Source organism: Sphingobacterium sp. UBA1498 (assembly GCF_002325125.1).
GTDB lineage: Bacteria > Bacteroidota > Bacteroidia > Sphingobacteriales > Sphingobacteriaceae > Sphingobacterium.
On the sequence record NZ_DCRG01000032.1, the window covers coordinates 366,271 to 382,886 of the forward strand.

The 16,616-nt window shown below is 40.9% G+C and carries 8 protein-coding genes; 5 read left to right on the top strand and 3 right to left on the bottom strand.

The features are described from left to right. Positions 1-209 precede the first annotated feature (209 nt). From B3139_RS18435 to B3139_RS18455, 5 genes are all read left to right on the top strand, one after another. Positions 210-3,302 (top strand): SusC/RagA family TonB-linked outer membrane protein, encoded by a 3,093-nt coding sequence (locus B3139_RS18435; RefSeq protein ID WP_293884999.1) that lies wholly within the window; start codon positions 210-212, stop codon positions 3,300-3,302. Between the two features lie 15 nt (positions 3,303-3,317). Beyond that, the gene (locus B3139_RS18440) at positions 3,318-5,033 is read left to right on the top strand and encodes a RagB/SusD family nutrient uptake outer membrane protein (protein ID WP_293885000.1); all 1,716 of its coding nucleotides are present in this window, start codon (positions 3,318-3,320) and stop codon (positions 5,031-5,033) included. A 104-nt stretch (positions 5,034-5,137) separates the two neighbouring features. Further along, positions 5,138-7,039, top strand: a complete 1,902-nt coding sequence (locus tag B3139_RS18445) for a family 43 glycosylhydrolase (protein ID WP_293885001.1) — start codon at positions 5,138-5,140, stop codon at positions 7,037-7,039. Between the two features lie 29 nt (positions 7,040-7,068). Further along, positions 7,069-9,567 (top strand): sugar-binding domain-containing protein, encoded by a 2,499-nt coding sequence (locus B3139_RS18450; RefSeq protein WP_293885002.1) that lies wholly within the window; start codon positions 7,069-7,071, stop codon positions 9,565-9,567. 1,099 nt (positions 9,568-10,666) lie between these two features. After that, entirely contained in the window at positions 10,667-11,662 is a 996-nt protein-coding gene (locus B3139_RS18455) for a hypothetical protein (protein WP_293885003.1), read from the top strand. On the opposite strand, the gene B3139_RS18460 is transcribed toward B3139_RS18455, so the two are convergent. From B3139_RS18460 to B3139_RS18470, 3 genes are all read right to left on the bottom strand, one after another. Beyond that, positions 11,595-12,593, bottom strand: a complete 999-nt coding sequence (locus B3139_RS18460; protein WP_293885004.1) for an alpha/beta hydrolase family protein — start codon at positions 12,591-12,593, stop codon at positions 11,595-11,597. The two genes, B3139_RS18455 and B3139_RS18460, sit on opposite strands and share 68 nt — an antisense overlap. 164 nt (positions 12,594-12,757) lie before the next feature. Next, entirely contained in the window at positions 12,758-13,639 is an 882-nt protein-coding gene (locus B3139_RS18465; RefSeq protein WP_293885005.1) for a helix-turn-helix domain-containing protein, read from the bottom strand. 322 nt (positions 13,640-13,961) lie between these two features. Continuing rightward, on the bottom strand, positions 13,962-16,493 hold the full coding sequence (locus tag B3139_RS18470) for a TonB-dependent receptor domain-containing protein (RefSeq protein WP_293885006.1): 2,532 nt from the start codon (positions 16,491-16,493) through the stop codon (positions 13,962-13,964). Positions 16,494-16,616 lie beyond the last annotated feature (123 nt).

Consider the following 16,616-nt stretch of genomic DNA (forward strand, 5'->3'; position numbering starts at 1 on the left):
ATTTTGACCGAATATTGTATGTTTTTTGACGGATTTATATATGTTTTGGTGAGGTAAAACTCGCTAAGTTTGGCTTACAATTCAATTATAAATCTAGGGAGGAAGGGCAGCGATGCCGCTGATATAACCAATATAAACCATGGTGCGACATCTTTTTGTCTATTCTGACCTGATTATATTTTTTACTGTTTAATTAGCATAATTACTTTATGAACAACCTAAAAATTGTTTCTCTTTATACCCTGTTGAGCGTTGCGCCAACATTGGTATACGCACAACAAGGGAAAATTACGGGGCAGGTTTTGAACAAATCAAACGAACCGATTCTTGGCGCAAGTGTTATCGTCGAGGGGGCGGGTAAAGGGACGAAGACAGACATGTCAGGTAAGTTTGAACTCAATGCCAATAAAGGTATTCTCGTCGTATCATTTGTCGGGTATAAAACTTTAAAAATTCCATTGGATGGAAAATCAGATTTAACTATTCAGTTAGAACGTGATGAACATGTATTGGAAGATGTCGTCGTTGTAGGTTACGGTACGCAACGAAAGGCGACGTTAACGGGATCCATTTCAGAAGTAAAAGGAAAAGATCTCGTAAAAAGTCCGCAGCCAAATTTGTCCAACTCTTTAGCTGGAAGATTTTCGGGAGTGGTGATCAACAATCGTAGTGGAGAGCCTGGATACGATGGTTCATCAATCACGGTGCGGGGCCAAGCGACAACAGGTAGTAATGACGTGTTGGTTGTTGTCGATGGAGTGCCGGGGCAGATAGGAGGTCTGGAGCGCCTAGACCCCAACGATATTGAAAGTATCTCGGTGTTGAAAGATGCTTCCGCTGCAATTTACGGAAATAGGGCTGCTAACGGAGTAATTTTAGTAACCACCAAACGCGGAAAGAGTGGTAAGCCATCTATCACCTATAGCGGGAATCTTGGATTTAGTTCACCAACGAGATTGCCCAAAATGGCGGATGCGGCAACATATGCGCTATTGCGGAATGAAATCGCCTATGGTAACAGTTCTTCAGCGGGAATGAACCAAATCTATTCAGAAGAACAGATTCAAAAGTTTAGGGATGGATCCGATCCTTTATTGTATCCCAATACCAACTGGGCCGATGTCACCCTGAAAAATACCGCCTTACAAAGTCAACAAAATCTATCTATTGCAGGAGGAACGGAGGATGTCCGCTATTTTATGTCCTTAGGTTCGGTCTATCAAGACGGGATCTACAAAAAAGGTGTTACGAAATATAAGCAATATAATTTTAGAACAAATCTGGAGGCCAATATCACCGATCGATTTAAAGTTGGCCTATCGCTTTCGGGCAGACAAGAAGACCGCAAATTCCCGATAGCGTCGGCTGGAGATATTTTCCGTTCGATCTACCGTGCTTACCCCACAGTAAGTGCATATTATCCGAATGGCTTGCCTACACGGGGCATCGAAGGCTCTAATCCAGCTTTAATGGTGACCGATATAGGTGGCACTGTTGTCAATCCCAAGCAGGTGTTTAACGGTATCCTCAAAGCGAGTTATCAACTTCCTTGGGTAGAAGGATTATCTGTAGATGGTTTTCTTTCAATAGATAAATCCACTAATTTTAGTAAGAATTTTAGTGTTCCATATGTTTTAAATGAATATAAGCAAGCAAAAGATAGCTATGAGGAGTCGATTGTTGGCGGAAACAATAATAAAGCTACACTGACTGAGTCGCATACGAACGAGTCGTTGATTACAAGTAATATTAAGTTAAATTTCGAACGAAAATTTGGCGATCACGCCATCAATGCCTTTGTGGGATATGAGCAGAGTAAGCGACATTTGGAGTATTTCGATGCACAGCGCTTCAATTATCTGTCTACGCAATTGCCCGAATTATCTCAAGGCGGAATCGCTGCTACAGATTATCTCAACTCCGGATATAGCAACAATTACACCCGTAAAAGTGTCATTAGCCGTATAGCGTATAATTATAGCGAAAAGTATTTGTTTGAAGGACAGCTCAGGGCTGATGGCTCGTCAATTTTTCCTTCAAATAAGCGTTGGGGGTACTTCCCTTCCGTATCCGCTGGATGGCGAATCAGCAAAGAAGATTGGTTTTCCGACAAGATTGGATTTTTAGATGATTTAAAACTGAGAGCTTCTTACGGCAGTCTTGGAAACGATAATGTGGATGCATTCCAATATTTTGATAATTATACACTTGTGGGAAATGGATTAGTCGCACTTTTAAATGAAAAAAGCCAGATCGAGCCGAATGTTAAATTAGCGAAATTAGCCAATACTGACATCACTTGGGAAGTATCGAAGAAGCTTGACGTTGGGCTAAATGCACAATTTCTTAAGAATTTTACACTAGAGGCCATTTATTTCAAACAAAAAAGATCAGATATTCTGACCGAACGAAATGCATCGATTCCGGGAGTTTCAGGTATTGTCAATCCCTATAAAGAGAGCAGCTCCAAACCGTTAGTCCCTTCGGAGAATATTGGCAAGGTGAATAGCGAAGGATTTGAAGGAACTTTGTCTTATCAAAAGCCGGGAGAATTTAGCTGGGGAATGTCGGGTAATTTTACCTTTGCTAAGAGTAAAATTATCTTTATCGACGAGGCAAGTGGGACATTAGATTACCAGCGTCAGACAGGACGACCTTTGGGAACCTATTTGCTCTATAATGCTATTGGATTAAATAGAACTGAGGCAGATCTTAAAGGATCTCCGCAAGCACCTGGTGCGCAAATAGGCGATTTAATTTTTGAGGATTATAATCAAGATGGTAAGATCACCGCAGATGATATGATGCGGACAAAGTATGGAAATATACCACAGATCACCTATGGTTTTAGCTTAAATGCGGCTTATAAAAACTTTGATGCAGCAGTATTATTTTCTGGGCAAGCCAGGGTTAGTCAACATGTACTTCCCGAATCTGGTACGGTAGGGAACTTCTACAGCAGTTGGGCCGACAATCGATTTAATGCCGTTAATAACCCGAATGGCACATATCCAATGGTTCCCGAACGTGCTTCTTCGGCGGTCAGCGGGGGGCAGTATGGAAATAATTTTTGGTTAAATAATGCTTCCTTTCTGCGTTTGAAAAATGTGGAAATAGGGTATACACTGCCACATGAGGTTCTTTCGCGATGGAAACTGGGTGGACTGCGCTTCTACGCGAATGGATTCAATCTGTTGACTTGGACAAAAGTGAAGGATTATGATCCAGAAGGAAGTAGCGGTAGTGGACAATTCTATCCGCAACAACGAATTATTAATGTAGGTGTAAATTTAAAATTCTAAGGAGGAACATAACAGATGAAATCTTTAAGTAAATATTTCCTGCCCTTGGCTTTGGGAACGACTATCTTTTCAGCTTGTAACAAAAACCTGTTGGACGTTACAGCAACTGATCGTATTTTCACCGAAGCGATTGAAACAGATACAGCCGTTTTAGAAGCCTTTGTCATCAATAGATATATTGGCGAGAAAATAATATCAAATGAGGCAGATGGTACTAATCCAGGCTTCGGTCGCGGATTTGAATATGCGCTGTGGTCTTCTCTCACAGACGAATCCATGTATACCAATGATGATAATACCTGGCTTATTACCCGGGGACAATTGTCTCCCGAAAATTTAGGTGCTGCCGGATCGCTTTGGGGGCGTAGCTACCGAAGTATCCGCGAGTGCAATTACGCTAAAAAAGTATTGGCTAATATACAGATGAGTACATTGCATAAGCGCCAATTGGAAGGCGAGCTTCAATTTATAAGAGCGTTCAGGTATCATGATCTCATTCGAAATTTTGGACGCGTAGTGTTGGTGGGAGATACCGTATATGGATTGAAGGATGATCTAACCAAAGCAAGTCTTTTTGAGCGAAAATCCATGCAAGAAGGTATGGATTATGTAATCAAAGAATTGAATGAAGCGATTGAAAAGCTGCCCGCTGAAAATAACGACAAAACTTGGGTCATGGGGCGGGCCACAAAGGCTGCGGCCATGGCTTTAAAATCGAGATTACTTTTGTATGCTGCAAGTCCATTGTATAATGTCGGAAATTGGGCGGCCGCTGCTCAGGCAGCGCAGGAAGTGATCGCCCTAAATAAGTATAAGCTATACTCGGGCGGATACCAATCGTTGTTTTTAACAGACCGAAATCCGGAAACTATTTTTGCCAGATACTACACCAAAAATGCCAATCACGTGCACCTCGAAATTGCCAACGGACCAAATGGCTATGGCGGATGGGGCGGAAATACACCTTACCAAAACTTGGTCGATGCCTATGAAATGAAAAATGGAAAAGCTCCTTTCAATGAGGACGGTACCGTCAACACGGCTTCAGGTTACGATCCGAAAAATCCTTATGTTAACCGCGACCCCCGTTTTGACGCAACTATTTTATATAATGGCGCTTTATACAGGGGTAGGGCCGTGGAAACATTTATACCAAAGGGGCAAGATAGTCCGCAAGGAAGTGACAACTGGAATACTTCTAAAACCGGATACTATCTGCGTAAATTTATGAACGATGCCTATCCGCTTCAAAATCCTTGGGGTAATGCGGGATTTCAACCGTGGAATTACTTCCGCTACGCAGAAATCCTTTTGAATTTTGCAGAAGCAGCAAATGAAGCTTACGGTCCAGATGTGTTACCTGCTGGTGGTAGCTTAACAGCGCGACAGGCTTTAAATTTGGTTAGAACACGGCCATCTGTCGATATGCCCGAAATTCCTATGGGACAGTCGAAAGATGAGTTTAGAAAGCAAGTGCGTTACGAGCGCAGAGTTGAGTTAGCGTTTGAAGAACATCGTTTTTACGATGTCAGAAGATGGAAGATTGCTATGGTAACAGAAAATATCCCTGCTTATGGCGTGACTATAGATAAAAATGGTGAGGGTTTTACGTATACACGCAAGGAAGCGCTTTCAGGACGCCGATTTGAAGAAAAGCACTATTGGCTACCGATTCCACGCGCTGAGATATTATCTTCGAATGGACAATTGGAGCAAAATCCTGGCTATTAATTAGCATATTTGTTTACGTAAGTTATTCATCCTCTTGGTTCTTTAATAAGAGTCAAGAGGATGTTTTTGAGAAATAAATCAACCTTTAATAAATCAAATACTCCATGCGATTAACACTTATTACATTTTTATTGATGAATGTTGCGGCGGCAGTTTACGCACAAGAATACAAGTATGGCCCAGCAGAAAAAGATTTTGCCGGTTATCTATTCGCCTATTTTAAAGGGAACGCTGTAGCTGATGAGGCTGTGTGTTTTGCGATTAGCACTGATGGCTATACATATAGGGCTCTAAACGATAATCAGCCCATCTTAGACTCAAAGGTTATCAGTAAAACTGGTGGTGTAAGAGACCCGCATATTCTTCGTGGCGACGATGGGAAAACATTTTATATGGTACTGACTGACATGACCTCCTCCAAAGGCTGGGACTCCAACCGCGGAATGGTCTTGTTGAAGTCCCAAGACCTTGTGCATTGGTCGCATCAAACAATCGACATTCAGCTGCGCTTTAAAGGCCAGGAAGCCTTGAAAAGGGTGTGGGCACCGCAGACAATATTTGATCCTTCGGTAGGAAAATATATGGTGTATTGGTCTATGCAGCATGGAAACGATCCCGATATCATTTATTACGCTTATGCTAATAAGGAGTTTACCGATTTTGAGTCTGATCCTAAAGTACTTTTTCTGCCGAAAAACGGTAAATCTTGTATTGATGGTGATATCATTGAAAAGAATGGTCTATTCTACCTCTTCTATAAGACTGAAGGTCACGGCAATGGTATCAAACTAGCGATAACAGACTCACTGACATCAGGAAAATGGATTGAACAGCCAGGGTATAAACAGCAGACGAACGATGCTGTGGAAGGATCTAGCGTCTTTAAGATCAATCAGTCCGACAAATACATCTTGATGTATGATGTATATGGCAAAGGAAAATATCAATTTTGCATCTCTGATGATCTTGATCGTTTTAAAGTTATTGATCATGAAATTGATATGGATTTCCATCCAAGACATGGTACCATTATCCCCGTTTCCAGACAAGAACTAATTGATCTGACCAGCAAATGGGGAAAACCAAAAGACATGCAATTCACATTTAGAAAGAATCCAGTTTTGGATGGTTTTTATGCTGATCCGGATGTACTCTATTCCAATAAAACCAAAAAATACTACATTTACCCTACGAGCGATGGTTTTGACGGTTGGGGCGGCTATTATTTTAAGACCTTTTCGTCCCCGGACCTCAGCAAGTGGAAAGACGAGGGGGTGATTTTGGACCTGAAAAAAGATGTTGCCTGGGGACCTAGAAATGCGTGGGCACCAACAATTACGGAAAAGAAAGTTAAGAACGACTATAAATACTATTATTATTTCACGGCGGCGCAAAAGATAGGCGTTGCGGTAGCAGATTTGCCGACAGGTCCTTTTAAGGATTCGGGAAAACCATTGATAGATTTTAAACCTGAAGGTGTAAAAGGTGGTCAGGAGATAGATCCGGCGGCGTTTAACGATCCAAAATCTGGTAAAAGCTACCTATATTGGGGAAATGGCTATCTAGCGGTAGCTGAACTCAACAAGGATATGGTTAGCATCAAAAAAAACACTGTAAAAGTCATAACTCCTGATAAGACGTTTCGCGAAGGTGCATATGTAGTCTACCGTAAAGGCCGCTATTATTTCTTTTGGTCAGAAGACGATACACGGAGTGAAAATTATCGGGTACGTTATGGAACAGCCACTTCCCCCGATGGACCGATCACTGTTCCGGAAAATAATCTAGTCTTACAAAAAGATCCTGCAAAGGGGATATATGGAACAGGACATAATTCTATTTTGCAGATTCCAGGGAAAGATGAATGGTATATTGTTTACCATCGTTTTAATTATCCCAAAGGCATCGATATGGGTGACGCTGCAGGATTTAATCGCGAGGTGTGTATGGATCGGTTGTATTTTGACGATGAGGGCCATGTAATACCAGTAGTTCCCACGCTTTAATCACTAAACCAAATCTACATATAAATAAAATGAAAAGAATAATAAGAAAGTTGGCCGTGTTAGCGATCTCCAGCTATATAGGTATCCATACCCTATATGCACAGCCGGGGTTTGGCATCGCCGAACGCGTAAACTCAGACTGGCGCTTCCATTTGGGGGACATGGAGATAAAAGCGGGAACGGAAATGAATCGCGTTGGATGGCAACAGGTGAGTTTGCCACATGATTGGAGTGTAAAATACCCGTTAAGTCCTAATTTAGCCAGTGCGACAGGATATTTGCCCGGCGGCATAGGATGGTACCGCAAACAATTGACTATACCCGCAGACGATCAAGGTAAAAAGATTTTTATCTATTTTGAGGGAGTGTACAACCGAAGTGAAGTCTTTATCAATGGTAAATCTGTTGGCAAAAGGCCTAATGGTTATGTGTCCTTTTCTTACGATATTACGCCATACATTGAGTTTGGCAAAGAAAATACGATAGCCGTTAGGGTAGACCATAGCCAAAGCGCCGATTCGCGGTGGTATACTGGGTCTGGAATCTATCGGGATGTATGGATTGTTAAGGCCAATCCGCTGCATATCGACCAATGGGGTGTGTACGCCTATCCAGAAATGAAAGGCGGAAAGGGAATTTTAAATACCGAAGTAACTGTGGTCAATAGCGATGCAGCATCTTCTGCAATTGCAGTCGAGCAGCAGTTGATTGACATGACAGGCCGTATTGTCGCAAAGAAAACGCAAAAAGTACAACTCGGTGCCACTGATAAGGCAACCGTACAACAGCAGTTGAGCGTGTCGAACCCCAAACTATGGAGTTTGGATCAACCCCAACAGTATACCTTACGGACAATTGTGACGCAAAATAGCCAGCAGATCGATCGGTCGGAGGTGAAGACTGGTTTCAGAGCATTTACGTTCGATGCCAACAAAGGGTTTGCTTTAAATGGAGAGTGGATGAAGGTAAAAGGAGTGTGTTTGCACCACGACGCTGGTGTATTGGGAGCTGAAGTGTATCCAGAAGTATGGCGTCGACGTCTCCTAACCTTAAAATCACTGGGAGTCAATGCTATTCGTACAAGTCATAATCCGCAGGCATCTTCGTTGTATGCACTATGTGACGAGCTTGGTCTTTTGGTGATGGATGAAGCTTTTGATGAATGGGAATTTCCAAAAAGAAAATGGTTGCAGGGGTGGAATTTTGGTACGCCCGGCTTTGAAGGATCATACGACTTTTTTGAATCTTGGGGAGAGCAGGATCTTGCTGACATGGTCAAAAGAGATCGCAATCACCTTTCGATTTTTGCGTGGAGTATAGGCAATGAAGTGGATTATCCAAATGATCCTTACTCACATCCTATTCTTAACGGAGAAAAGAAAGAGGGTGGCTTTACACAAGCTTCGTATGGGGGCTACAAAAAGGATGCACCCGATGCGATGCGGTTGGGTGATATTGCCAAACGCTTGGTCGCGGTTGTAAAAAAATACGATAAAAGCAGAGCGGTTACAGCAGGGCTTGCAGGTGTAGCAATGTCTAACGAAACCGCCTATCCAGGCGCACTTGACATCGCTGGATACAATTATACAGAAAGCCGTTATCAACTGGATCATCAACGCTTTCCTGAACGCGTTATTTTCGGCAGCGAAAATAGACATGATCTTTCTGCTTGGTTAGCGGTACGTGACAATGCGCATATTTTTGGTCAATTTCTATGGACAGGAATCGATTATCTCGGCGAATCCGGACGTTGGCCTTCCCGGGGATTCTATTCGGGACTGCTGGATTTTGCGGGATTTGTCAAACCGAGAGGTTATTATCGCCAATCGCTGTGGTCGGATAAACCTATGGCTTACTTAGGTACTTATCCATTGAAAGGAGGGGCAGGAGCAACCGATGTGTGGTCGGCATTGGAGTCGGAGGAAGGACAGCTCAAGAATGAAGCCCCTTCTATGGACGCTTGGCCAATTTGGAATTATCAAGAGGGACAACAAATTCGGGTCGTTTGCTATACTAATAGTGCGCAGGCACGATTGGAACTCAATGGTAAGCTTGTTGGCGAAGAAAAGAAATATGATGAGAAAACAGGTATTATCTTTTGGGATATTCCCTATACTTCGGGCAAATTGGAAGTTGTAGGTTTAGACAATCATAAAAAGGAGATCGTCCGTCATGCAATACAATCAACTCAACGGCCCACGACTATTCATGCCACCATTCTTGGAGAACAAGACATAAAATCGGGCGCAATCATTCAAATTGCCTTGCAGTTGGTAGATGCCAACGATGAACCCGTCATACTGTCAGAAGATGAAGTAACCTGCGACCTCATCGGAAATGCACGACTGCTGGGAATGGAAGCAGGAAATAATGCCGACATGGGCGATTATACTGATAACAAACAGCGGGTATATCATGGTAAAATGATTGCTTATGTTCAAGTATTAGGTCAATCTGGCGACAAAGTCGATATAAGGTTCACATCACCGTGGCTAAAAACAGCAACGGTACAGTGTCTGGTAAAATAAGGGCATAATATGTGACAAGAAATAGGAAGGCTGGTTGATTTAATTAGCGTTTTAAATCATCAAGCTAAAAGAGCATTGGAAGTTTTTCCAATGCTCTTTTTATTTAAGGTGAATTGAAAAACTGACTTCGTTATAAAATAAAAATGCAGCTAAACTCAAAAAAGGAGGGGAGACTGTTGTGATTAATGGGGACGGTTTTTAAGATTGTTCAAAGAAAAGTATATTGGGTTGAAAGCCGGTTGTAAGTAACTGGCTTTCAATGTTTCTAACAACGATTAGTTTTTCCTATTCGTATTGCTAAAGTCCTGTTTAACCGATTTAGTGAAGGATAAAAAATGCTTTTTTTTTAAGTTTTATTTTGTTTATACAAAGTTATTTTCTATTTTAGTGTTGCCCATTCAAGGGCACTTTTCATAAAATAGGTTAATAATATGGCTAAAACACCCGGGGTACCCCATGCTTTCGGGTGTTTTTTTTATTAATTATCACCTTCTAATGGGCCCTATATATTGGGGTATACCAAAATTATATCATCAATATTTTTTATTTCGATACAGCATCTACATGTTGTTACATAAGCATAATTTTTTCACTTTTTTTTCTTCAATTTTCAACAAGATTACCTCATGATCAAAGCGCAACCAAATCTTGCGTTATCACAGTGCTTGTTCAGTGATCGTTCAGTGCTTATTCAGTGATGATTCAGTAAGCACTGACTAATCAGTGAGCGAATACTGTATTAAAAATGAATGAAAACTGTTATTGCCCGGAATTTGGTGTTTGATTGTTTCTGTTTTAATCACTATATTGGATATTTATAGTTTTTTGATTGTGGCAATCATTAAAAAAATCGTCGATGCCATAAGGATGAATAAGGTTGCGTGTTATAGATGATCTTTCTTTAAGTATTAATAGCATATCTTATTTTTAACTTTTTTTTGCGTAGGCTCCCTTAGCATTGTATCGTGTTGTTGTTCTTATTTTTATGTATGCTGGGTTAGGAATTTTGTATATATTTGAGAAGAATCTAAAGGCCATTGTCCGACGGGTAGATGAGTGAGAAGTGCTTCATCAGAAGTGACTATTAATTGTTTAAATTATGAAATATCTGTTCCTGTTGTTGTTAAGCATTTGTTTTTTGTCAAGTTGTGACAAAGAGGATGCTGATATTGACGCTACAGAGATTGATGGAATAGCAATGGGCAAAAGGTATCATTTTGAAGGACGTTCTGTTGGCTTTTCTGTGAGTCAGTTTTATGTAGATGGTACGGTAGATAAAAATTTCTATTTGGGCACGGTATGGGGATTGAAAGACACGACGCCGCAGCTAAAGTTAACCGCTCTTCGCTCTTATTATAAACCTTTTAAAAACACAGTTTCATCCACACAGCCAACTTTACCTTCGATTCGTATCATCCCAGGTTATGATGCTATTCGAGCTATTGCAAAGAAAAGCAGGGGCGAACCGGCTGTTTTGGAGCAATCTTCTGTAGGCGCATTTTTCGACTATAGGGCGATACGTTATCATCTCAATAATAGCCCTGATGTAGATAGTGTGCTGAAGTTGGTTCGCCATCGTGATTCGACCACAATAAAGAGGGCAAACAGCTTGCTATTGCGCCGGGAACATATTGCATTTAGCCTTCAAGTTGATCTAGCGGATTATGTAAAGGGTTTTAACAAGGAGGAAGTTGGAAAATTAAAAAAGACAGGATATAATCCTTATTATGTTTCGTCCGTGAACTACGGTACACATTCCATTATAATGGGAGAAAGCGATTTTCTGCGTGGTGATCTGAAAAACGTCCTCGAAAAATTACTTTATAACCAACAACTGACCGAATTGGATAAAGCGATTTTAAATGGTTCAGACGTATTGGTATATTTGCGCGGCGGACGACAAAAAGGCTTTATTAGACGCGCAACAGGTCTTAACCCAATTAGAAAACTTGTTGCGGATTATAAAAATGAACTTGAATTGCAACAGCATAGCTATGATTATCCTATTAGCTATAGTCTAGGTGGTCTCAATTCTTATGGACACCTAAAATTTTGGTATTCTTATGATTTTCTTGTACGAGAGGAGAAGGAGTGATTTTGCGTTTAGTCCTGCTTTTAATCCATTGAAGTGCAATAGCACTTGGTTCATCCGATGCTGAAAGGCTTGTGTTGTGATCTAGTGCCGGGAATAGGCAATACTCGAAAGGTTTACCCTGCGCTTTCAATGCATTGAGGCGTTCTATGGATAAGCCTACCGGTATTTGAATATCCTGCGAACCGAACAGCCAAAGTCCAGGTGCAGCTGTCGTTTTTAGCGATGCGACTGGATCGGTATTGATAAATTGATAACGATCTGGATCATTCATCACATGTTGACGAGCCTCAGTTTCCGTATGTTTATCCCAAAAGTCTTTTCTTCCGTTTGTGAAAAACTGAAATCGGAGCTGTTCACGTGCCGGAATTACTGCACCACTATACAAGACAAAAAAGTCGATCAATGGATTTTTGTTGGCCGCCAACGGGATGATCCATCCTGCTTGACTAAATCCCAACAGTCCGATTGGAATATTCGGGTTGTCCAGTTGTTGACGGAAAGTTGTTACAGCCGCCTGTGCATCTTTTGCAAGCAGGTTGAGGTTAGCGGAGTCAATATTATTTGTACCAACCTCAGGGCCCGCATAGATTCCCTCCGATTTTCCAACCCCGCGTTTGTCATAGGTAAATACAGCGATACCATTTCGGGCTAAAAATGAAGCGAACTCCGTCATCCTTTTCTCTTGCCCAGAGCCGTGAACAAGGACAATGGCCGCACGGGCATGTTTAGGCTGAAGTATGGAACCTGCCAATTCAATGCCCTCACTCCCAAATATGATATCTTTTGTTAACCAATCTGATTGTTGGGCTTTTGCATTCTGTGGATAGGGTATAAAATATAGAACCATCAACGATAGCAGCATGTTGAATCTGATCCTTTTTACCGAAATGAGCTTCGACGGAAAATAGTCTAATAAATGGATCTTAGGCATAAGAATTTCTCTGTTATATTTGTTGTTATCGAAGTTAATCACTTGAACTTTAAATAATTTGTTTTTTAGGCGGACTGTCCATTTATGTCGGTAAATAGCAGTTTTTTCGCTGTGAATAAATTTAGGACTATTCCAACGCCGGATCAGATCGCATGCTAATCACTTTAAGAATTTTTAGGCGGGAAGTATTTTTGTTGATATGCTGATGGAGACATTTTTGTTCGTTTCTTGAAAAAATGCGAGAATGTAGACAGGTCTTGAAACCCGAGTTCAATCATGGTCGCCTTGATTGGATTGGGCGCAGCCCTTAGTAGACGCTTAGCTTCTCTTAATAAGCGCAGGTGTATCAATTTAAGTGGAGCAACACTCATATGGTATTTAGTGAGCTTCCTAAGTGCATTTTCAGTCATATTAAGCGCATCTGCATAATAGGCAACATCATGTTGCTCCTTGTAATGTAGCTCGATCAACTCCAGGAATTTATTTAAAGTTACTGAAAGGGATGACGATTGGGGATATCCAATCCGATCCATCAGAATCCGACTAATTTCCTGTAAGCTAATTGATGCACGATTCCCTAAAAGTGGAAATAGCGGTTGAATCCGAGAAAGTTCCGATCCTATTTGTTGTAAATCGTTACGTAGTATTTCAAATTGGTATTCCGTGATGTCTATTATAGGGTGATGCATTAGTAACTTCATATTGATAGGAAGGCAAAGACATAGCTTTTCGAAATTTTGTCTAGAGAGTTTAAACTGATAAGCAGTGGTCTCTTCCATACAAGAGAAGGAACTTGACTGTCCTGGAAAAATTAAATGAATTTGATAGCTTTCTAACGGATATTTTTTCTGGTCAATTAGATGAATACCACCTTTTGATTGCAATAAAGTAAATACAAATTTTTCATTATTCTTAATTTGAATGGTGTAATTTGTAACCCTCCATAATTTGAATAAAAAACCTTGATGTTCTACATGTGAACCACAAACTTTTACATTGCCTGCACAGAATGTAATCCATTTTAATGCGAGAGGATAATTTGGCACAAATTTTAACTATTTTATAATGTTTGCGTGCGTATTTGACGGACGTTTCCGCTTTCTATTCACACGTGAAAAAAAATATTGATGTATTCGGCGCAGTCGACGCTCAAACTTTTTTGATTGAAAAACATTTGTGATTAATGTTTCTAGTATTCAAGTTAATATTTTTTTTTGAAATATGGTATTTTTATTGAAAGATAATCGATTGAATAATGAATAATGGATCGTGATACGGTGATTTTAGAGGTCCACTTCTTCGAGACTATTAAACAAAAAAAAAGGGTATTTTCGTTAGAAAATACCCTTTTTTTTTATAAAATATTCGTTATTGCATTTGTATGCCTTCCATGGCATTCGTGTTTTTATTTTTCTTAAACATGTTCATATCCATTTTTCCAAAGCGGTAGGAAAGATTCAATTTGATCAATTGTGGATTTGAAAGACGGTAATAGGTTTGAGAAAACCCTTCTCCGGAGGAAACGATTGTATTGCCTCGTGTTCTGAAGATATCGTTGATTGCCAGAGTTGCTGAGGCAGCCTGATTCTTTAAGAAGCTTTTTTTGATGGCAAAGTCGATGCCATAGAATGGTTTGATATACCCTTGTGAAGAGCTTTGCGCTTGGTTCATAGGTGGGCCAAATGTTTGAGCCTGCGTTACAGGCATATTTGTTTTGCCTTGATATTCAAAGGCAAGCTGCAGATTCCAGTTTTTCTGTAAGTTGAACGTATTGTTCAATTTTCCAAATACGGTCCACATACCTTCCGATGGTGTTTGTTCGTCGACTTCAATTTTAGAATTGTAGAAGTTAAGGTCTGCCGTCAGATCCCACCATTTTTTAAGCGTATTGGTATACGTGAATTCGGCCCCATAATTTTTGCTGGAGTTGGCATTGATATAGGTGTTAATGAAGTCCATTTTGTTTGTGACCGGATTCAGTTCCTGTGTCAGATAACGTGTAATCAGGTTGTTTGTACGTTTATAGTATACCGTTGCCAAAAATGTACCTTTTCCATGTGTACGACTATAGGACAATTCGCCGGATGTAGTAAATTCTGGTACAAGATCCGGGTTACCGCGCGTAATATTCAAGCTATCCGTGTAGTCAACAAAAGGGATGAGCTGGAAAAAATTAGGACGGTTGACACGACGGGTTACACTCATCTGTATTTGGTCTTTTTCGGTTATTTTTTTGCTCAAAAATAACGAAGGGAATAAGCTAAGCGGGTATTTATTGTGGAACTTTTCATGTGTATTCAGAAGTTCTCCGTCGTAAGTTGAACTCTCGGCACGTAAACCAACCTTATAAGAAACCCAATCTTTTAAATTGCCACCCAATGAGGCATAGGCAGCATAAACGCTGTTCTTATTGTTATAGTTTGCTGAAGCTGCGGTGATATTTTCAAAATCATCTTCATCTACGGCTTTTAAGAAGTTATTGTTGAGGTTTTTAAGTTTATTGATCTGCGCTCGTACGCCAGTTTCGAGTTTCATGCCATTTTTGAATGGTTTGACATAGTCTGCCTGAACAGTCATGAACTGATTGTCTCCGGAACCGATGTTTTTTTGGATCTGTGTTCCGCTGATCTTCCTGTCGAAATTGAGATAGTTGGTTGTATACAGGCCGTTTGATGTGTTGGTGCCGCCAAAGTAGTTGAAATCGACAGACAATTCCTCGCCTTCAGTTTTGAATTTTTGGACAAGGCCTGCTTGCAATCCGCGTGGTTTGAAGCTTCTTTCAGCTTCGGAGATCCGATCGCTCATTGAGGTACTGCCCGCAGAAGTGGTCGATATTGTTGAGTTTTCATTGGGCTTAAATTTACCTTGTACCAATACTCCTGCAACAGATAGGGTAGTTTTGGGGCTTAAATCGTAATCCACACCCAATCGGCCAAAGGTGATCATACCTTTTGTTTTGCCTTCGATATCCTGATCTACTTCAGACTCCACACCGTTAATTGTACTGATACGGCGACTGTCGCCTTCGGTGTTCGTGCGCATGCGCATATTCATTCCGGTCAGTGATATATTGACTTTATTCTGACGTAGATTTAGACTACCCATAAAGTTGGTGCCGCCAAAACGATCTCCACCCAGGGTGACCATACCGTTATATCCGGCTTTCTTATTTTTCTTCAGAATAATGTTGAGGATACCGGCCATACTTCCCGAAGCGTCATATTTGGCCGATGGATTTGTAATAATTTCGATTTTGTCGATCACGTCGGCAGGAATCTGGTCGGGAGTGAGTGTGGTCGGTTTTCCATCGACAAAAATGGTCGGAGCTGCATTTCTCAGTTTTACGTTTCCGTCAATATCGACTTGTACCGAAGGCATATTTCGGAGTACATCAATTGCTGTTCCACCAGCAGCAACAATATTTTTCTCCACATTGAATACTTTTTTGTCGATGTCCATTTCGAGAAGTGCCTTGCGGCCGGTGACGGTAACTTCATCGAGTTTACGGTTGTCATTTTCCAATTTGATTGCACCCAGATCTTTACTTGTTGCTTTATTGTCGCTATAATCTACCGAAAGGTCTATTGGAGTGTATCCGACAGAGCTGATTTTAAGCTTCCATTTTTCTCTTGCCGAAATGGCGGAGAAATTGAACTTTCCGTTTTCCGATGAACTGGTGCTTTTTACAAGAATTTCCCTTTCCTTACCTGTCGTTTGGTCTATAATGACCTTTAATAAATTAACCGAAGCTTGCGAAATAGGTTTCCCTTCGTTGTCTACAATTTGGCCCGAGATCTGGCCTTCAGAAATTGCGAAAGCAGGTCGTCCTCCTGCGGGGGCTTGAGCGTGTACAGCGGCAACTGTGGTTGCCATTAATGCTATTGCTATCGATCTTTTCATTTTTTCTTTGCTATACTATCTTTATGCAGATTAGGCTACATCATAGTACACAAATTTGAAAAGGATTTTTTAGCTATGCAACCATCTGTAGACCGAAGGAGCGAATGTGTAGACGAATGGATC